Source organism: Photorhabdus heterorhabditis, from assembly GCF_018448905.1.
Lineage (GTDB): Bacteria > Pseudomonadota > Gammaproteobacteria > Enterobacterales > Enterobacteriaceae > Photorhabdus > Photorhabdus heterorhabditis.
Map to the genome: position 1 here is coordinate 44644 of NZ_RCWA01000016.1, position 16512 is coordinate 61155.

A 16512-nucleotide genomic window follows, 5' to 3' on the forward strand; every position below is an offset into this window, starting at 1 on the left:
GGTAAAGAGATACCGGCCTTACTGGTAGCATATGCCGTTATCAACAGAAAAATAATATTTCAATTTTACGGTAGCGTAATAATTTGAGCAAAATGGGCTACATGGTTGTAGCTTAACAATCAATAGCATAAATGAAGAAAATAAAACTATAGAATTGAATTTAATTCCAGAAACGTTAAAGGCTACTAATCTGGGTAATATTAGAATTGATGATTTACTTAACTATGAAATAGATCAAACAACCAGAACGATTAATACGAATAGATCAATATAATAATTGAAATAACATAAATAGGTTGGAATTCAGAGTAATAATCCTTACATCCTCCTGATTTATGAGGGATTTTTTCAGCTAATTTAATAAAAAATAGCCCAGGGAGTTGGGCTATTAAAGATAAGTCTCACATCTTGAATAACTTTGCATGGCTACCGATCCGATATAAAAGAACTTCTTGCTCAGTTCTCTTATAAATCAACAAGATAATCAGATCATAAACAAACAACGTCAGTATCAGACTTAACTTCAGCTTCGCTTGTGCAAAGCTGAGGCTAACTAAATTAATTTTTCTTGCGCCCATTCAAGGCCACTATGGTATTCAGGCGGCAGCATTGGAATAAGTTTCTGCAATGTATTTTTTAACTCGTTTTTATCTGTGTGAGAAAGATTAAGATGACCAACTTTACGTGCCGGGCGAACTTCTTTCTCATACCAATGTAAATGTACCAATGGCAAGCTGAGCCATTGCGGATTGACATCTGTACCAATCAAATTAACCATGACTGATGGCGCGTTAACTTCTGGCTGAGGCATGGGTAAATCCAGAATAGCGCGGAGATGTAGTTCAAACTGGCTGATAGACGCGCCGTTTTGAGTCCAGTGACCACTGTTATGAACCCGCGGCGCTAGTTCATTAATCAGTAAATTATCGCCGACAATAAAACATTCCATTGCCATCACACCGACATATTTCAGCTCATGCATAATGGCTGACAACATGCTTTCAGCTTGTTGCTGTAGATGACAATTTTCCGAAGGAAAAGCAATACTGGTACGCAGAATGCCATCCTGGTGCAAGTTGTATGTTAATGGATAGAACACACAATCGCCATTCTCATTGCGGGCGCCGACCAGAGAAACTTCGCCAGAGAACGGAATGGCTTGCTCAGCAATACATTCGCCATAAATATCATCCGGTAACTCTGTTTCATCCCCGGGACGAATGCGCCATTGTCCTCGACCATCATAACCACCAATACGGCGTTTAACGATGACCAGATTACCGAGTTCAGTGAACAGCTGCGGCCACTGGCTGGTATCAGCAAGTAATTGCCACGGAGCAGTTGCAAGCCCCAGGCTATCTATTAATTGCTTCTGCGGTAAACGATCTGCCAGACGAGGAAAAATATCCCGATTAGCGAAAGCTTTGTGGCGAGCAAGTTCTTGGGTAAGGGCTGTTTCCGGCCAGCGTTCAATTTCGGCGGTAATCACACTATTCTGGTAAGGAACGGCTTCGGGTTCTGCATCCAGACCAACAGGATAAACCGAGATACCTAAAGGCTCACCGGCCTGACGTAACATCCGTCCAAGCTGACCATTACCTAATACACAAACTGGCTTCATATTTCCTCCCGTGGATCGGGATTATCGAGTACATCCTGAGTTTGTGTTTCACGCCAATAAGTAAGGCGTTTCAGCAAATCTTTATCATGACGAGCCAGAATCTGTGTTGCCAACAGCGCTGCGTTTGCGGCGCCTGCTTTCCCAATCGCCAGTGTGCCGACAGGAATACCTTTCGGCATCTGTACGATAGAGTAAAGGCTGTCTACGCCATTAAGCGCGGCACTTTGTACGGGTACACCCAGAACCGGCACTAAGGTTTTAGCGGCCAACATTCCTGGTAGATGGGCGGCACCGCCTGCGCCAGCGATAATGACATCGAAACCATTTTGTTCAGCTTGCTCGGCAAAACTGAATAATTTATCTGGTGTGCGGTGGGCAGAAACAATTTCAACATGGAAAGGTACATCAAGAGAAGTGAGAATATCAGCTGCGTGCTGCATGGTTACCCAATCGCTTTTAGACCCCATGACAATGGCGATTTTAGCGTTGTGCTGAGCTGTTCCTGCTGAATCAGGCCGGGCAGTCATAAATCAAATGCTCCTGTATTTTAACGTCCACCAGAACGAATATAGCGCTTTAAGGCCGCGGATCATATCATGCTCACACGCTAAGGAAAACGATTGCGTTACTTTATACTTTGCATTTTGATACCTGGTAAGGGTGATTCAGAATGGGAAAAAGATAAGGTCGGTTGATTTGTCCGTTATTTTGAACATTGATCCTTGATGATGCCATGCACCAAGCACACCGCGGTGATACATTTTATTATGTCGAGCAACTTCATGTACCGCAGGACGATGAGTATGCCCGTGGATCATCCAGTCAGCTTGATACCGCTCAAAAGCATCAATAACAGCTTGCTGATTGACATCCATAATGGCTTCTGATTTTCGGCGGTTGACAGATTGACTATTTGCCCGCATTTTTACGGCAATTTTCTGACGGATAAACAGCGGTAATAGTAAAAACAGACGTTGAATCCATGGGGTATGAACCCGCTTACGGTATTGTTGATAACCTACATCATCAGTACATAAGGTATCTCCGTGCAGGATTAGCACCCGCTTACCATACAATTCCAGGACTTTTTCCTGTGGCAGCAAGATTATTCCACTTTCTTTAGCAAAGCGGGAACCGATTAAAAAATCACGATTGCCATGAATAAAATAACAGGTAACACCTTGTTGATGCAGTGTTTTTAATGCACTGGCGATTTCACGGTGGAGAGGGTTATCATCATCATCACCAATCCAGTAATCGAACAGATCACCGAGGATATAAAGGCTATCTGCCTGGAGAGCATCCTTACGCAGAAAACGCAGAAAACCGGCAGTGATAGCCGGTTCGTGTTCGCTTAGATGTAAATCCGCGATAAAAAGTGTGCACATACGCAGTAAATTACTCGCTGATGGTCACTCTTTCGATAATGACATCTTCACGTGGTACGTCTTGATGCATACCGCTTCGGCCAGTAGAAACGCTTTTGATTTTATCAACAACGTCCATACCTTCGATAACCTCTGCAAATACACAGTAACCCCAACCATCAGGGCGCTCAGAACGGAAGTTCAAGAAATCGTTATCAACAACATTAATGAAGAATTGTGCGGTCGCTGAGTGTGGATCGTTGGTGCGGGCCATTGCCAGAGTACCACGGTTATTTTTCAGACCATTGTTGGCTTCATTTTTGATAGCTGCATCAGTCGATTTCTGTTTCATACCAGGTTCAAATCCACCACCTTGGATCATGAAACCGTTAATAACACGGTGGAAAATAGTATTGTCGTAGAAGCTATTGCGGCAGTAGTTTAAGAAATTCTCAACAGTTACAGGAGCTTTATCGGCGAAAGTGTTAATTACGATATCGCCAAAATTGGTATGGAAAGTCACCATGATTGAAATCCTAATAATAGTTTTGATTAACCCGATTCAGGGCATTCGGACCAGGTGGCTTTTATATCACATCTACCATAATGAGTCAGTACCTATTAATTTCAGTAAGCTATCTTGATCGTCAACCTTGCAAAGTGCTTAATATCAGGTTTCAATATCTTGTTGGACTATGCCATATCGAGAATTTATTCATGAGATAAGGACATAAATCCAGAATTATCAATTTGTTATTTTTAATCACGCGTACAGTGAATTTACGGAAAATCCCGATGCTAAAAATTTTCAATACCCTCAGTCGTCAAAAAGAAGAATTTAAGCCAATTCATCCAGGGATAGTAGGGATGTACGTGTGTGGTATCACGATTTATGACCTATGCCATATTGGTCACGGCAGAACATTTGTTTCCTTTGATGTGGTTGCTCGTTACCTGCGTTACCTGGGATATGACTTGACATATGTGCGGAATGTGACCGATGTTGATGATAAGATCATCAAACGTGCAGCCGAAAATCATGAAAGTTGTGATGAACTGACTAGCCGTATGTTGGCTGAAATGTATAAAGATTTTGATGCGCTAAACATTTTACGCCCTGATCTGGAACCACGTGCGACTCGTCATATACCGGAAATTATTGAACTGACCGAATCGTTGATAAAACGTGGTCATGCTTATGTCGCAGATAATGGTGATGTCATGTTCTCTGTCGAAAGTGATTTGGATTACGGAGCGCTTTCCCGCCAGGATCTTAGTCAGTTACAGGCAGGAGCACGAGTAGAAGTGGCTGATGTTAAGCGTAACCCAATGGATTTCGTATTGTGGAAAATGTCTAAGCCAGGTGAGCCAAGCTGGGAATCGCCGTGGGGAAAAGGGCGTCCGGGGTGGCACATTGAATGCTCTGCAATGAACAATAAACAGTTGGGTAATCATTTTGATATTCATGGTGGTGGCGCGGATCTGATGTTTCCACATCATGAAAATGAAATTGCTCAGTCTACCTGTGCTCATGATGGCCCGTATGTGAATTATTGGATGCATTCGGGAATGGTGATGGTGGATAAAGAGAAGATGTCCAAATCGCTGAACAACTTCTTTACTATCCGTGATGTACTGAAATATTACGATGCAGAAACGGTACGTTATTTCCTGTTGTCAGGCCATTATCGCAGTCAACTTAACTACACGGAAGAGAATCTGAAACAGGCACGCACCGCGCTTGAACGTCTTTATACTTCTCTGCGTGGTACGGATGCTTCTGTCTCGCCAGCAGGCGGTGAAATGTTTGAAGCGCGTTTCATTGAAGCAATGAATGATGATTTCAATACCCCGGAGGCTTATTCAGTACTGTTTGATATGGCACGTGAAATCAACTGCCTGAAATCAGACGATTTATCCGCCGCGAATGGTTTGGCGGCTACGTTGCGTAAACTGGCTGGAATTTTAGGTCTATTGGAACAAGAGCCGGAGCAATTCCTGCATAGTAGTGTTCAGGTTGATGATGAAGACATTGCTAAAATTGAAGCATTAATTAAGCAACGTAATGATGCCCGTAAAAACAAAGATTGGGCGCTAGCAGATTCTGCTCGTGATCAGTTAAATGAGATGGGTATTGAACTGGAAGATGGTCCGCAAGGGACGAGCTGGCGTCGTAAGTAAGCTCAATAGAGTGCAACTGCCTTGATAATTAAGGCTCCCTTTTTGGGGGAGCCTATTTTAACTATTCTTTGATGCAAACAGAATCACCATTGAAGGTGACAACCTGTCCGGCTGTAATTTTACAGCGCTTGCGTATCTCTGTTTGACCATTGACTTCAATCAGACCTTCGGCAATCACTGCCTTGGCGGTAGCGCCGCTTTCACTCCATCCTTGAAACTTCAACAGATCGCACAGTTCCACATGGGGATGACCTTCCAAATAAAAAATTTCCATTAACAACCTTCAGTTTTTTTCCACATCGTGATATTCCTCGCAAGCTTGCAAAGTATTCTGAATAAGCGTAGCTACTGTCATTGGACCGACACCACCTGGAACAGGAGAGATCCAACTTGCTCGTTCTGATGCGGTTTCAAAATCAACATCACCGATGACTTTACCGTCTTCCAGACGATTAATACCGACATCAATAACAATGGCGCCGGGTTTAATCCACTCACCAGGGATAAAGTTTGGCTTACCGACCGCCACAATTAGCAGATCTGCATGTTCCACATGGTGGCGTAAATCTTTGGTAAAACGATGAGTAACCGTAGTGGTACAGCCAGCCAGTAACAATTCCAGACTCATTGGACGACCAACAATATTTGAGGCACCGATAATGACGGCATTCAGGCCATAAGTATTGATTCCACAACGCTCAAGCAAAGTTGCAATGCCGCGTGGAGTACAGGGGCGTAGCTTTGGTGCGCGTTGACACAGGCGGCCAATATTATAAGGATGGAAGCCATCAACATCTTTATCAGGTTGGATACGTTCCAGAACTTTGACGTTATCAATTCCGGCTGGTAAAGGAAGTTGAACCAGAATCCCATCAATATCTGAATCCTTATTAAGCTGATCGATAAGGTTCAACAATTCTGCTTCGCTGGTGGTATCTGGCAGGTCATAGGAACGGGAAACGAACCCGACTTCTTCACAGGCACGACGTTTACTTGCGACATAAATCTGAGAGGCAGGGTTTTCTCCGACTAAAACAACGGCAAGACCGGGAGCACGTTTCCCCGCTGCGACACGTTGTTGAACACGTTCGGCTACTTCACTTCTAATTGTCTGCGCAATCGTTTTCCCGTCAATAATTTTTGCTGGCATGTACTCATAAATCCATAAATCAAACATTGGGATATCGTCTATTTTGTCAGAACATGAACGTGCTGTCAGTTTTATTGATAATCAGAAAATAGCCAGATGAAGATTTATAAGAAGAAAAGCCATTGACTCAAGGGCTTGTCCCCGTATAATCTCACCCCGCATCGAAGCATTACTGATGCAGCTCATCTCCCAAGATGCGCCCTTAGCTCAGCTGGATAGAGCAACGGCCTTCTAAGCCGTAGGTCACAGGTTCGAATCCTGTAGGGCGCGCCATTTAGAATCAATAACTTACCACTATTTTGCGATTTTTAGTTTTGCGGACTGGGACGTATATGGGACGCATGCGCCAAGAACTGCATCAATTTGACGCGCATGCTCTGTTAAATGACTAGGCGCTAAATGTGCATAGCGCCTTACCATTTCTATACTCTCCCATCCGCCCATCTCTTGCAGAATTGACAATGGAACTCCTGATTGCACAAGCCAGCTAGCCCACGTGTGTCGCAAGTCGTGGAATCTGAAATTCTCTATACCCGCCCGTTTCAATGCTGAATTCCATGCCGTATTATCATCTACGCGCATCTTTCTAACAGCGGGGGTTTCCGTTCCGTTCTGTCTGATTGATGCTTTCGTGTGGACAAAAACCCATCTGCTGTGATTTCCTATTTGATCACGTAATACATTACAAGATGTCTCATTCAGGGCCACCCCTATGGCCCTTGCTGACTTGCTTTGATCTGGGTGTATCCATGCGACTTTTCTTTGCATATCAATTTGCGACCACTCAAGATTAATGATATTTGACCGCCTTAAGCCTGTTGCTAATGCGAACTTGACAATTGACTTAAGAGGTTCCGGGCATTCATCAATTAATCTTTGCGCCTCATTAGGTTCCAGCCATCTAACGCGCCTCTCTCTAATTGTTGGCACTTTAATTACCGGCGCTTTCTCTAACAATTTCCAATCTCGCTCAGCAGCCCTTAGCAGAGATTTTATTAATGATAAATGCTTAGCTTTAGTTGCTGTTGATACCGGAACTTCTTTATATGCAGGGATTTCCTTTCCTTTTTTCTCAGCTGCTTTTACACTGCTTTCCCACCGCTCTTTAGTCTTACGATTTTTCATCTTACTAATCGCTGCATAAATCCTAGTTTCGGTTATGTCCTTTAACTTAAAGCCTTCAAAATGTATCAGCCAAAACTCTAAGCGCCCCTTGTCATCATCCAGTGATTTTTTGTCTGCTTTCTCTTCAATCCAACGTAAACACGCTTCTTCAAAAGTGACATCAGGGAAGTCCCCCAGGCGATCTATTCGCCATAATTCGGCTTTTCGCTTGTCATGCAACTCCTTAGCTTGCTTTTTGTCCGTTGTCCCAAGAGACTCCTTAATTCTTTTGCCGCTCGGCGTCGTGTAGTTCCCATACCATGTATTTCCTCTACGGAAGATTGACATTTTTTAGCTCCTTCTTCTGTCGCATCTACCGTGCTCACCAACACAGTTTGGATCGGATTGCTGATTGCTGCAATACATGCGGCACGTGTAAATAAATATGGTGAGTTTGGTTTAGTGGGGTTCTTCTTTGTGTACGCTATTTTACCAATTTTGCACCAAAGAGATAATGTATCTACATCAATTCCTATAAATGCCGCTGCTTTTTTTCTTGATAATGATATTCCTTTCTCTCTATTACCACTTGTGATTAATTGCATATTTATTCCTTTTGTAAATCCCGAACATACTGAGAAAGCCAGGCTTTCGGCGTTGACTTTCTCATCTGATGCTCATTCATAATTAACTTGAACTTGTGTGTATATTTATCGAGTATTGCTGTGACTGCTTTATCGTCGTATCTGTTAAGAGCTGTCAGCTCGCTTAAGCATTCCCTTGCTATTTTGCGACGTCCGTTTTCGTATATTTGTTCTGACATCAGACTTGAACTAGTGTTTCTTTCCAATCAATGCATTCTAAATCGACGCAAGCGACAGGCATGCAAAAAATATCAAAATTACTTGCAAGCCATGCCCCATCGTCCAGTCTCGGCGCTTCGCGATATGCGTATATAAATCCATCTTCATCTGTTGCAAGACATTCAACAATTCTTAGAACTGTTAATTGAATGCCGAAGTAGTCAACAGTCTTTGTTTCTATCGGGAATGTGTTAATAAGCTTCATGTGATTTTATTTCCTTTAATATGCCAGAACTAGTTGACATTAGTTCATCTTTATCAACTGTTGTGAATATGCAGCGAGATTTGATAAATGGACGCCAAATTAAAAGCATCGACCCTTTTGTATTACTCTTACTTTTTATACCCAGTTCTGCTGGAATAAATTGAATCCTGCCGCCTGTTATCAATCTAATTTCATCAACGCTTTCCATAGCTAATTTAAACCAGCCGACCGATGTATCGGCTGGAACTAACATAACAACAGTCTGTAATTGCTTCCTGCATTGTTCTGCTGCCTTTAATATCCACGGACCAATATCAGAGTAGGGCGGGTTACACCAAATTTCCCCGTAGCTTATCCATTCGCATTCAAGTGCATTATCTCGTTCCGTGAGATAATGAGCGCATAAAGCATTTTTATAATCGGCGGCGGCGTCGAGATAAAAACCAAATTCCAGGTCTAATGCTGTAAATATCTCGATCGGGGTTTGCCATTTATCACGAAGTTCTTTTGGCGTATTACTTCTTCCAAAGTCTGCCATAAATTTAATCACTCCAATATGATAAACTTTCTTTCGCTGCGTCATGCGGATGAATATATTTCCAGTACCCGCGTTTCTTTGAATATGTTTCAATCTCACATGCAGCAATGTCTTTTGCTTTTGATAAACTAGTTTCGCTCGATACGAGAGTATTTATCATGTATCGCTTGAACATTCGTTTCCAGATAAAGTAAAAGTGATAGCAGAGATAATCATTCATTATTTATCTCCGGTGCGGCCGGATAAATAATGGGTGCCCAAGCAATCACTTTCAATTCTTCATCAATGGGTTGATACCAGCCATTATAATCAGGATGATCATGAACATGATGCCAGCCCACCATGTTCAGCCAAAGATAATAATCATTTTCTACTGCCCAAGAAGGGATTGCCCATTTTTCTTCCAATTTTTCTCTGAAATCAAAATCGTTAATATCTTCACATGTTGGAGTGGGTTTATTAATCCATGTGAGCATTATCACTTTTTTTAATAATGAATCAGATTCATTGTCTTTTATCTCTACATAAGCCCAGCACTTCATTTCTTCACCGACTTTAATATCTGGATGCTCTGTAAAATTCCAGTCAATATTAAGCATTGATTCAATCTTATCAATTACTTGCCCCGGAGAACCTGAATCATCTTCTGCTTTAATACCTACCGCATTAGCTATAGCACCTAACCCCAGGCATGATTCAACAAACATTCCTTTATAACTTTCACGTTCTTTACGAAGAGATTTCAATTTACCAGCAATCTCATTCAAAATTAAATAATCGTCACGACTTGCTATTCTTGCTAATTCGTGACATGCGGATATTAAAGTTTCTGTGTTTTTAGTCATGATAATTACCTTTAATTTACTATTTTTTATAAAATACTATCCAGTGTGTATTTGCTTGCTTGCCCGATAAGTGACCGAAAACAGGCTTTACATCAGTCAGCGCTAAAATTTCAGATGTTTTTATCTGAGTTTCATTCCATTTAAAAATAAGAGATCCATTTATTTTCAGGACTCGAAATGCTTCTCTGAATCCATGAGTCAAATCATCTCTCCAAGTTTTATTTAGTGCACCGTATTTTTTACGCTGCCAGCCATTTTCACCGGCTCGGCAAAGATGCGGCGGGTCAAAAACAACGAGATTGAATGAATTACTAGCAAATGGCAGAGCACGAAAATCACAAACAATATCTGGCTCAATATTCAGCTCCCGGCCATCACATAAAATGTGACTTTCTCGCCGGATGTCACAGAATAAAACATCGGGATTAGATTTATCGAAATAGAACATTCTACTGCCGCAACACATGTCTAATATATGTTTCATGATAATCACATCTTTTTAACAATCATATTTTCGCAAATTTCTTTAGCTCGATGACAAGTGTCAATATCGAACCAACCAAAGTGACATTCGCATTTGTTAATTCCTAGCTTTCCCGCTAGCCAGCGATACGCATCCGTGCGATCTAAATTCCATTTTTCCCGCATTTCTTCAAACTCTCGTTTGCCGTTCATTCGTGCTAAACGAGTTGCTTTATTTGCCAATGTACCGAGCGGAATACCTGTAAACGGGTGCATGCCAACGTATGCCCCGCACGATGTGCATATATATAGCCAGGGCCACTTACTATGAATTTTGCGGAATATCTTTTCATGATGAGCTATTGTCACTTGCCCATTACAGTAGTGACAATTAACTGGAATTGGGAGCGGGTCTTTAACCCGCTGAATTGCGCGTTTGTTAGGATTCCAGGGGGTGTTCATGTAGTCTCCTTAATGCCTCTTTCACGGCATTTAAACGAGAGTCCATCCGTTTGTATTTTTGACTACGCATTTTTAGCGTGCCATCAAGATAGTTGATGATATATTCGTTATCAGCTTTGAGAATAAAATCAGATAATGAACATGACATTGCGGGCCAAAATGAAGTCCACGACTCACTGTATTCAGAGATAGTTATTCTCCCCCGGCCATCTCCATAATCCTCTAAATAAACATGAATAGGGTCATGTCGTGTAACGTCTGTAATTAACAATTTCACGACATTTGATTTTTCAATTTTCACAATAGTTTTCTCCTTTGTAACTAATTAATATAACGATTGCCAATATATTCATTGTCCATTGAGTTTAATAATTTAGTTCTTAATTCAGTGAGGAGCTGCCTTTCTTCGTGCGTACTACATGAAGTAAATGCGGTTGAATATTCAACATGATGCTTATTTAAGTCTTCATTAAACGAGATAAAAATTTCTAACTTCACAGCCATAAATCACCTCATTAAATTAATTAATTTTCACATCTTTCAGGATTTCCAAGAATAAATGCACGATGGGTGAAATTATCTCGTCAGAGCCTGGTAAATAGCTGAAACATATTTTGCCTGGTGGATTGCATCGTCTAGCGCATTGTGTCGTATTCCGTCGAATGGCATGTCACGCTTAGGGTCAAAGCCAATCGCTTTACCCATTTCAACAATGGTTCTTACGTCTCTGTCATTCCACCACACCCAAGGAATTGTTAAGCCGCATAGCCCGTATGAGTTACGAAGAATGACGCAATCGAAAGATGCGCCATTTCCCCATACTTGCAGATATTTGCTATTCACATTTGTATTGATGAACTGACGGAATTCAAGTAGTGCTTCATTAAGCGGCTTTGTCGCTTCAGATACAGACGCTCTTGCTTGTTCACTTTGCTGCATCCACCACATAATCGTGCTCGCGTCTGGGGCCGCACCGCGCTGCATCGATGATTCCAGGGAGATATTAATTGAAGTACTGGCACCCAAATCGCCGGTTGAAGGTTCGAAGAAAACAGCGCCGATTGAGATAATCGGCGAATTTGGTGTATTACCCATAGTTTCTAAGTCAATCATTAAATTGTTCATTAACTTAATTTCCTGTTTTTTTAAAATGGAGAGAAATTATCGTCGTATTGATTTGACTGCATGTTGCTATCATAATAATTATCATAGCTATTATTATGTGATTTCTTTCTTTCGTCTCTGTCTTTTAAGTTTGAGACAATGTTATTTACAGTTTCAGCAACTTTACCCTCTTTTAATTCTTGCAAAGTTTGTCCTGTTTTTGCAATAAATGGAATTCTAATATCAAAACCAAATGTGTCATTGCCGTCTGATTTCTTTGTTCGTAATGTTTTTTGTAGCACCAGGCCAACTTTTTTTCCCGCAATCTCCGGCGCTATAAAAGTCTCATCTTTCTTGATATAACTTAGTTGCTTTATTCCGGCACAACCGATGATTGCATTAATCATATTAATGCCGTATTGATTGTCAGTGCCATCATTCTTTTTATAGCAAACGCTCAAATAATTAACTTTTCTTCCGTCATTTGATTCACCAGCCAATTCAATAAAACAAGCCCCTCCCTTTCCTGTTGTAAATTTAGCTTCGCTTATCGTGATAATATAAGCTCCACTTTCTGTGATGAATCCGCTTTGACCCGCCGACAGTGCTAATTCTTCGTTATAAACAAACATAACATTATTCATTTCATTTAACCTTATTTATTGATTTCGTAATAATGACAAATTGTTTCATCGATAACAGCTAAATCATTTTCTATTTCATGTTTATCAAACATGCCCATTGGGGATTTAACTGTATCGTAGCCGTTGTTTCTTGTTGAGAAAAGATAATTGTCATCCTTGACAATTGTTCTTAATACTATTGTAAACATTCCTTCAATAGTTATTTTTTCATCCAGCATTTTTCCTATTGTCTTTATTTTAACTTTCCCTGTTTGAGTTTCTTCTGTATGAGACAGAAAATAAATTCGTAAATCGTCCGGCGTTCCATTTATTGCCTTGTCAATGATATTCCACGCATGACTACCGATTTCCGTAAATTTATCGAATGACTTTTCATCAGAGCGACGCATAAATTCATTTGCCATCACATATTGAAAGTCATCGATGATAACGATTTTCTTTCCGTATGAGTGAGCTTTTATTATCGCCCCTTCGATATGACTATATTTATCTGAAATAAAAACGGAGGTTTCTGGTTTTTCTCTGTCCCACAATTTCCATAATGTGGATTTAAATGGTAGCGGTTTCCTTACCGTCTGGACCAGTAAACAATCTGCCGGATTTAAATTTCTGAGACTCGTTGACTTCCCTGTCCCCGATTCCCCTAAAATTAATGTTGCTGTTCCCATTATTATCAACTCCAACTAATTGATGAAAGTCATTCTCTTGTGAATAGCCCTGACTCGCTCAACATCACCCTCGCAATATTTAGCGACTGTTGAGATTTTCCCATCCCGGACAAAATCCCAAACTTTACTACCGTCAATATCCTCACCAGTCTCAGAACCTTTTTGAGGCAAACTAAGAACATGGCATAACTTATCAAGTGACACTCTGTTGCCGTGCCCGGACCAAGTTGTCATTGTATCGAACACTTGTTTATCCCAAGGTCTCGCTCCGAACGGGATAAATCTGGGGGGCTTAATGCCGAGCACAACCGCACGTTGAAACATGAATCTCAAATCGAAGCCAGCTATATTATGACCAATGAAAACCGGAGGTATCTGACGTGACGGGTCGTAATTGCTTTCGAGATAATGAAATAAATCAGTAATAATTGCAGATTCTGAATTTTTCCAGTTCTCATCAAAAAACGTCACAACAGGCTCATCGTTAATTGCTACACTGACACAGCAAATTTGGCCGAGTCCGCCGTCGAAGCTGGTTTTTCGCCAGTCCTCTTCTGCAACTTTATCTCTATTTTCAGTAAGCCATTCATCAATACTCTCTTGCTTCTTGTAATTGCCGGGCGCTTTCACATTATCGAGAAAAGATTTTTTAACTGATTCGTTTTGCGCCGGGATTGTTTCAATATCAATATAAATATTCATTTTGTTTCCTGTTAAGTTATTAAGTAAAGTCGCCGTTAAATTCGATTGAGCTAATCGGCATATTCATATCCATTACCTGAATAGAGCGCTTATGTTCAATCTCTTTATGCTCGATAATTTCTTTATCTGAATAGCCGATTTTCTTATAGAATTCCGTTTCTTTGCTTTTTCCATGATGCTGATGAGAGTTCATATTACAAAGCCTCGATTTTGTAACCCCTATTTTCAAAATACTCCTTTACTTCATTGAAGCAGAGATTAGAGTTTCCGATAATTTCATCAGCAGTTCCTTTTGTTATGAAATATCCGTCTTCAACTTCAATTTCATATCCTTTATTTTTTGTAAAGCTCTTAAAAGTGTCACAGTAAATTTTAAGCATAATTACCTCATAAAAATTAAAATGATTGTTGAAAACAGAATTAAACACGATGGATATAACATAGCGAATAGACACTCTTTAATCATCTTCATATGCTAATCTCAGATATTGCATTGCTATAAACCACTCTATTTGACATTCTATTTGACATTCTATATTACATGCTGCTTTAGCTTTAGATTGAGCTAAATTGAAAAGTTGTTTGTTTATTTTCATGATATATCTCCGCGCCGTCCGCTGGCGTCATAATTCCGTATATATTAAAACTCACCTTTATTTATTTTTACTAATGCTTCGCTATGCTGTTTAGCGGCTTCTTTTGTTAAATGAATAATGCCGGACTGCAAACGATAGTAATCAGAATTATTATTTCGCCACACAAAATATTCCAACCCATCAAATGTTGCAGTAAAATATCTATCCCATTCTTTTAGCCAATAATCAACAGGCTTCGGAAAACTGACAGTACCAACAGTTATCATTTCCGGCTTGCGGCGATATAAATAGTCAACTTGCCACCTGGGGTGATTAGTCAAAGTTCTCCAGTCGCTATCAGAACAAAACATTTCCCAAAGCTCATACGGCCTATCCGTTTTCAAAGCATCTTGGGCATATTGCATCATTAACTCAGCGTGTACGTGTTTTTTATTTTCTGACATTGTTTAATCCTCTATATTATTCATCTAAAGGCACCGCACCTTCTTCATGATATCCTGTAAGATAGATCCCCAATCCTTTGTATTCAATATCATCATCATCATTTATTTCAATATTGTCATCGATAGTATATTCTGTTTCCAGTATTTCATTAGGTGGCATAATATATTCAATGCCTGCAAAATCACATGCATACAGTATTTGTTGTGTTGTTAATGTTATTGAAGCCATAATTATTACTCTCTATTTGTTAATTAACTCTTCAATGCAATCATGTTGTTATCTTGCATGTGTTTTAATATAGCAAGTGGAAAGGTTTTTTCTCCTTTACACATACTTGTCAATGCAATTTCACTCATGTCTTTTTGACGCTTAAAAAAGTCTTTAGTACAAGACTCAAAAAGGGAGTTATATAAATCTCCGTTCTCTTTTACTATTTCAAGCAACTGATTTTTATTTTCGAAAAGATTGATAATATCATTTGCGATACACTTCATATAAAGCTGATGTTCTTTTGTTTCCACAATTAAAACCTCTCTGCAATTAACTCATCACAGCCCATTTATAGTGGGCTGTAATTAGATAGCTGGCAATTAATTAGATGTAACCGTAAGCTATTTCTTTTTCTAGCAATAAAATCATTTCTTTCAGCTGTTGCTCTGATTTAATGACCCTGAATTCTGCTTTTAATTTACCTGGAAGCGGTAAATTACTACAACAAATCAATGCTTCTCCGTTTCTAATCATAATAAACATTTGCACATAGAGTCGTTCATTTACAATTCTACTGACAGATATTTCATATGCGTCTTCCCGAATTTCAATTCCTTTTTGCTTTGCAAAATTAATTGTTGATTTACTGATTTTCATATTTACATCCTCATAATATTATCTTACTGAATAAAGCCAAGTATTAGGCAAGCATCTGTTATTAAGTGATTCTACTGTCTTATTTTGCGTGATAGCAGAGAGTGAAATAGCTTTTAATGTTTTTGTTGAACATCCGGCTAAAGTTGTGACGATCTTCCTTTCAAGTTTTCTGTCAGCTTCAATAAGTTTTTGCTCTTTCATGCGCTGATTTTTACGACGTAATTTGCAACGTTGTTTTGCATTCATAAGAACCTCCGTTAATTAGCTTTGTTGTGATGCAAATGTGACATTGTGGCTCTATCACAGTCGCGCCTACTGCCATCCCGGTATGGGTTTGTATCTGTGAATACACTCAATTACTTTTTGGCCCGGTTGCATCACAACAAAGCTAACTTCGCCTTGTGTACACCTCGCGGCATACGTTTCATATTGTTAAAGAGCGAACATCCCTTTAGTTACTGCTTCCTGTTATTGCTGGTACTGCGTTGTTTCTTAGCACTTGCGAATCATCTACCTCTTCATCTGCCGGTAGCGACTACTTCGTGGGCTTTCCTTGCCTTTTCGTTGTGTGCCTTTGATGTGATTAATAATCACATATTGTGTTTTGCTAGTCAACACGAAATGTGATTTATTTTGTCGAATAAATATTATGTGTTTGATTTTTCGATTAATTTATTTTGAAAAAATTT

The 16512-nt window shown here is 40.0% G+C and carries 28 protein-coding genes, 1 tRNA gene and 1 pseudogene; 5 read left to right on the forward strand and 25 right to left on the reverse strand.

Annotation, left to right across the window (positions count from 1 at the left end; translation table 11 throughout):
• Positions 1-109: 109 nt before the first annotated feature.
• A pseudogene (locus EAE89_RS11910) lies at positions 110-274 on the forward strand (riboflavin synthase); the annotation flags it as partial.
• 279 nt (positions 275-553) lie between these two features.
• Here EAE89_RS11910 and purK read toward each other — a convergent pair.
• The 4 genes from purK to ppiB form a co-directional block, all read right to left on the reverse strand.
• Complete coding sequence (gene purK, locus EAE89_RS11915; RefSeq protein WP_149617111.1) at positions 554-1621, reverse strand: 5-(carboxyamino)imidazole ribonucleotide synthase; 1068 nt, start codon at positions 1619-1621, stop codon at positions 554-556.
• Positions 1618-2148 (reverse strand): 5-(carboxyamino)imidazole ribonucleotide mutase, encoded by a 531-nt coding sequence (gene purE / locus EAE89_RS11920; RefSeq protein ID WP_054477482.1) that lies wholly within the window; start codon positions 2146-2148, stop codon positions 1618-1620. Before purE ends, purK begins: the two co-directional genes overlap by 4 nt.
• Positions 2149-2286: 138 nt before the next feature.
• Positions 2287-3009, reverse strand: a complete 723-nt coding sequence (lpxH, locus tag EAE89_RS11925) for a UDP-2,3-diacylglucosamine diphosphatase (protein ID WP_054477479.1) — start codon at positions 3007-3009, stop codon at positions 2287-2289.
• Between the two features lie 10 nt (positions 3010-3019).
• Positions 3020-3514 (reverse strand): peptidylprolyl isomerase B, encoded by a 495-nt coding sequence (gene ppiB, locus EAE89_RS11930; RefSeq protein WP_054477477.1) that lies wholly within the window; start codon positions 3512-3514, stop codon positions 3020-3022.
• A gap of 269 nt (positions 3515-3783) precedes the next feature.
• Between ppiB and cysS the strand changes: the two genes are divergently transcribed.
• Complete coding sequence (gene cysS, locus EAE89_RS11935; protein ID WP_054477475.1) at positions 3784-5169, forward strand: cysteine--tRNA ligase; 1386 nt, start codon at positions 3784-3786, stop codon at positions 5167-5169.
• Between the two features lie 61 nt (positions 5170-5230).
• Here cysS and ybcJ read toward each other — a convergent pair whose 3' ends face one another.
• Together ybcJ and folD are read right to left on the reverse strand one after the other, a co-directional pair.
• The gene (gene ybcJ, locus EAE89_RS11940; protein ID WP_054477473.1) at positions 5231-5443 is read right to left on the reverse strand and encodes a ribosome-associated protein YbcJ; all 213 of its coding nucleotides are present in this window, start codon (positions 5441-5443) and stop codon (positions 5231-5233) included.
• 9 nt (positions 5444-5452) lie between these two features.
• A complete protein-coding gene (folD, locus tag EAE89_RS11945) occupies positions 5453-6319 on the reverse strand; it encodes a bifunctional methylenetetrahydrofolate dehydrogenase/methenyltetrahydrofolate cyclohydrolase FolD (protein WP_149617109.1) in 867 nt (288 codons plus the stop codon).
• A gap of 196 nt (positions 6320-6515) precedes the next feature.
• Between folD and EAE89_RS11950 the strand changes: the two genes are divergently transcribed.
• Positions 6516-6592: transfer RNA gene (locus EAE89_RS11950), tRNA-Arg, on the forward strand.
• Between the two features lie 21 nt (positions 6593-6613).
• Here EAE89_RS11950 and EAE89_RS11955 read toward each other — a convergent pair.
• The gene (locus EAE89_RS11955) at positions 6614-7771 is read right to left on the reverse strand and encodes a tyrosine-type recombinase/integrase (protein WP_214085900.1); all 1158 of its coding nucleotides are present in this window, start codon (positions 7769-7771) and stop codon (positions 6614-6616) included.
• 57 nt (positions 7772-7828) lie between these two features.
• Here EAE89_RS11955 and EAE89_RS11960 point away from each other — a divergent pair, with 57 nt between their 5' ends.
• Positions 7829-8110, forward strand: coding sequence for a hypothetical protein (locus EAE89_RS11960; RefSeq protein WP_214085901.1), 282 nt, complete (start codon positions 7829-7831; stop codon positions 8108-8110).
• Positions 8111-8245: 135 nt separating this feature from the next.
• Here EAE89_RS11960 and EAE89_RS11965 read toward each other — a convergent pair whose 3' ends face one another.
• The 18 genes from EAE89_RS11965 to EAE89_RS12050 form a co-directional block, all read right to left on the reverse strand.
• Complete coding sequence (locus EAE89_RS11965) at positions 8246-8491, reverse strand: hypothetical protein (RefSeq protein ID WP_214085902.1); 246 nt, start codon at positions 8489-8491, stop codon at positions 8246-8248.
• Positions 8478-9029: a phage N-6-adenine-methyltransferase gene (locus EAE89_RS11970; protein WP_214085903.1), complete on the reverse strand. Its 552-nt coding sequence runs from the start codon at positions 9027-9029 to the stop codon at positions 8478-8480. The genes EAE89_RS11965 and EAE89_RS11970 overlap by 14 nt, the downstream gene beginning before the upstream one ends.
• Before the next feature lie 212 nt (positions 9030-9241).
• Positions 9242-9874 (reverse strand): hypothetical protein, encoded by a 633-nt coding sequence (locus tag EAE89_RS11975; RefSeq protein ID WP_214085904.1) that lies wholly within the window; start codon positions 9872-9874, stop codon positions 9242-9244.
• A 19-nt stretch (positions 9875-9893) separates the two neighbouring features.
• Positions 9894-10358: a class I SAM-dependent methyltransferase gene (locus tag EAE89_RS11980; RefSeq protein WP_214085905.1), complete on the reverse strand. Its 465-nt coding sequence runs from the start codon at positions 10356-10358 to the stop codon at positions 9894-9896.
• 5 nt (positions 10359-10363) lie between these two features.
• On the reverse strand, positions 10364-10798 hold the full coding sequence (locus tag EAE89_RS11985) for a zinc-finger-containing protein (RefSeq protein ID WP_214085906.1): 435 nt from the start codon (positions 10796-10798) through the stop codon (positions 10364-10366).
• On the reverse strand, positions 10776-11099 hold the full coding sequence (locus tag EAE89_RS11990; protein WP_214085907.1) for a phiTE_072 family protein: 324 nt from the start codon (positions 11097-11099) through the stop codon (positions 10776-10778). Before EAE89_RS11990 ends, EAE89_RS11985 begins: the two co-directional genes overlap by 23 nt.
• Positions 11100-11374: 275 nt before the next feature.
• Positions 11375-11923 carry a 3'-5' exonuclease gene (locus EAE89_RS11995; RefSeq protein ID WP_214085908.1) on the reverse strand — a complete coding sequence of 183 codons (549 nt, stop codon included), beginning with the start codon at positions 11921-11923 and terminating at the stop codon, positions 11375-11377.
• Between the two features lie 20 nt (positions 11924-11943).
• The gene (locus tag EAE89_RS12000) at positions 11944-12546 is read right to left on the reverse strand and encodes a DUF669 domain-containing protein (protein ID WP_214085909.1); all 603 of its coding nucleotides are present in this window, start codon (positions 12544-12546) and stop codon (positions 11944-11946) included.
• Positions 12547-12557: 11 nt separating this feature from the next.
• Positions 12558-13214, reverse strand: a complete 657-nt coding sequence (locus EAE89_RS12005; protein ID WP_214085910.1) for an ATP-binding protein — start codon at positions 13212-13214, stop codon at positions 12558-12560.
• Between the two features lie 15 nt (positions 13215-13229).
• Positions 13230-13916: a 3'-5' exonuclease family protein gene (locus tag EAE89_RS12010; protein WP_214085911.1), complete on the reverse strand. Its 687-nt coding sequence runs from the start codon at positions 13914-13916 to the stop codon at positions 13230-13232.
• A gap of 19 nt (positions 13917-13935) precedes the next feature.
• A complete protein-coding gene (locus EAE89_RS12015; protein WP_214085912.1) occupies positions 13936-14109 on the reverse strand; it encodes a hypothetical protein in 174 nt (57 codons plus the stop codon).
• Position 14110: 1 nt separating this feature from the next.
• Complete coding sequence (locus EAE89_RS12020) at positions 14111-14296, reverse strand: hypothetical protein (protein WP_214085913.1); 186 nt, start codon at positions 14294-14296, stop codon at positions 14111-14113.
• A 78-nt stretch (positions 14297-14374) separates the two neighbouring features.
• The gene (locus EAE89_RS12025) at positions 14375-14512 is read right to left on the reverse strand and encodes a hypothetical protein (RefSeq protein ID WP_214085914.1); all 138 of its coding nucleotides are present in this window, start codon (positions 14510-14512) and stop codon (positions 14375-14377) included.
• A 44-nt stretch (positions 14513-14556) separates the two neighbouring features.
• On the reverse strand, positions 14557-14955 hold the full coding sequence (locus EAE89_RS12030) for a hypothetical protein (RefSeq protein ID WP_214085915.1): 399 nt from the start codon (positions 14953-14955) through the stop codon (positions 14557-14559).
• Between the two features lie 16 nt (positions 14956-14971).
• Complete coding sequence (locus EAE89_RS12035) at positions 14972-15184, reverse strand: hypothetical protein (RefSeq protein WP_214085916.1); 213 nt, start codon at positions 15182-15184, stop codon at positions 14972-14974.
• A gap of 23 nt (positions 15185-15207) precedes the next feature.
• Positions 15208-15477 carry a hypothetical protein gene (locus tag EAE89_RS12040; protein WP_214085917.1) on the reverse strand — a complete coding sequence of 90 codons (270 nt, stop codon included), beginning with the start codon at positions 15475-15477 and terminating at the stop codon, positions 15208-15210.
• Between the two features lie 73 nt (positions 15478-15550).
• Entirely contained in the window at positions 15551-15823 is a 273-nt protein-coding gene (locus EAE89_RS12045; RefSeq protein WP_214085918.1) for a hypothetical protein, read from the reverse strand.
• An 18-nt stretch (positions 15824-15841) separates the two neighbouring features.
• A complete protein-coding gene (locus EAE89_RS12050; protein ID WP_214085919.1) occupies positions 15842-16069 on the reverse strand; it encodes a transcriptional antitermination N peptide in 228 nt (75 codons plus the stop codon).
• A 96-nt stretch (positions 16070-16165) separates the two neighbouring features.
• Here EAE89_RS12050 and EAE89_RS12055 point away from each other — a divergent pair, with 96 nt between their 5' ends.
• Positions 16166-16450: a hypothetical protein gene (locus tag EAE89_RS12055; RefSeq protein ID WP_214085920.1), complete on the forward strand. Its 285-nt coding sequence runs from the start codon at positions 16166-16168 to the stop codon at positions 16448-16450.
• Positions 16451-16512 lie beyond the last annotated feature (62 nt).

What these genes read in the sequence shown, in the direction of transcription:
- purK (WP_149617111.1), bottom strand. Translation starts at nt 1,621, where the DNA reads ATGAAGCCAGTTTGTGTATTAGGTAATGGTCAGCTTGGACGGATGTTA.
- purE (WP_054477482.1), bottom strand. Translation starts at nt 2,148, where the DNA reads ATGACTGCCCGGCCTGATTCAGCAGGAACAGCTCAGCACAACGCTAAA.
- lpxH (WP_054477479.1), bottom strand. Translation starts at nt 3,009, where the DNA reads ATGTGCACACTTTTTATCGCGGATTTACATCTAAGCGAACACGAACCG.
- ppiB (WP_054477477.1), bottom strand. Translation starts at nt 3,514, where the DNA reads ATGGTGACTTTCCATACCAATTTTGGCGATATCGTAATTAACACTTTC.
- cysS (WP_054477475.1), top strand. Translation starts at nt 3,784, where the DNA reads ATGCTAAAAATTTTCAATACCCTCAGTCGTCAAAAAGAAGAATTTAAG.
- ybcJ (WP_054477473.1), bottom strand. Translation starts at nt 5,443, where the DNA reads ATGGAAATTTTTTATTTGGAAGGTCATCCCCATGTGGAACTGTGCGAT.
- folD (WP_149617109.1), bottom strand. Translation starts at nt 6,319, where the DNA reads ATGCCAGCAAAAATTATTGACGGGAAAACGATTGCGCAGACAATTAGA.
- EAE89_RS11955 (WP_214085900.1), bottom strand. Translation starts at nt 7,771, where the DNA reads ATGTCAATCTTCCGTAGAGGAAATACATGGTATGGGAACTACACGACG.
- EAE89_RS11965 (WP_214085902.1), bottom strand. Translation starts at nt 8,491, where the DNA reads ATGAAGCTTATTAACACATTCCCGATAGAAACAAAGACTGTTGACTAC.
- EAE89_RS11970 (WP_214085903.1), bottom strand. Translation starts at nt 9,029, where the DNA reads ATGGCAGACTTTGGAAGAAGTAATACGCCAAAAGAACTTCGTGATAAA.
- EAE89_RS11975 (WP_214085904.1), bottom strand. Translation starts at nt 9,874, where the DNA reads ATGACTAAAAACACAGAAACTTTAATATCCGCATGTCACGAATTAGCA.
- EAE89_RS11980 (WP_214085905.1), bottom strand. Translation starts at nt 10,358, where the DNA reads ATGAAACATATATTAGACATGTGTTGCGGCAGTAGAATGTTCTATTTC.
- EAE89_RS11985 (WP_214085906.1), bottom strand. Translation starts at nt 10,798, where the DNA reads ATGAACACCCCCTGGAATCCTAACAAACGCGCAATTCAGCGGGTTAAA.
- EAE89_RS11995 (WP_214085908.1), bottom strand. Translation starts at nt 11,923, where the DNA reads ATGAACAATTTAATGATTGACTTAGAAACTATGGGTAATACACCAAAT.
- EAE89_RS12000 (WP_214085909.1), bottom strand. Translation starts at nt 12,546, where the DNA reads ATGAATAATGTTATGTTTGTTTATAACGAAGAATTAGCACTGTCGGCG.
- EAE89_RS12005 (WP_214085910.1), bottom strand. Translation starts at nt 13,214, where the DNA reads ATGGGAACAGCAACATTAATTTTAGGGGAATCGGGGACAGGGAAGTCA.
- EAE89_RS12010 (WP_214085911.1), bottom strand. Translation starts at nt 13,916, where the DNA reads ATGAATATTTATATTGATATTGAAACAATCCCGGCGCAAAACGAATCA.
- EAE89_RS12015 (WP_214085912.1), bottom strand. Translation starts at nt 14,109, where the DNA reads ATGAACTCTCATCAGCATCATGGAAAAAGCAAAGAAACGGAATTCTAT.
- EAE89_RS12020 (WP_214085913.1), bottom strand. Translation starts at nt 14,296, where the DNA reads ATGCTTAAAATTTACTGTGACACTTTTAAGAGCTTTACAAAAAATAAA.
- EAE89_RS12025 (WP_214085914.1), bottom strand. Translation starts at nt 14,512, where the DNA reads ATGAAAATAAACAAACAACTTTTCAATTTAGCTCAATCTAAAGCTAAA.
- EAE89_RS12030 (WP_214085915.1), bottom strand. Translation starts at nt 14,955, where the DNA reads ATGTCAGAAAATAAAAAACACGTACACGCTGAGTTAATGATGCAATAT.
- EAE89_RS12035 (WP_214085916.1), bottom strand. Translation starts at nt 15,184, where the DNA reads ATGGCTTCAATAACATTAACAACACAACAAATACTGTATGCATGTGAT.
- EAE89_RS12045 (WP_214085918.1), bottom strand. Translation starts at nt 15,823, where the DNA reads ATGAAAATCAGTAAATCAACAATTAATTTTGCAAAGCAAAAAGGAATT.
- EAE89_RS12050 (WP_214085919.1), bottom strand. Translation starts at nt 16,069, where the DNA reads ATGAATGCAAAACAACGTTGCAAATTACGTCGTAAAAATCAGCGCATG.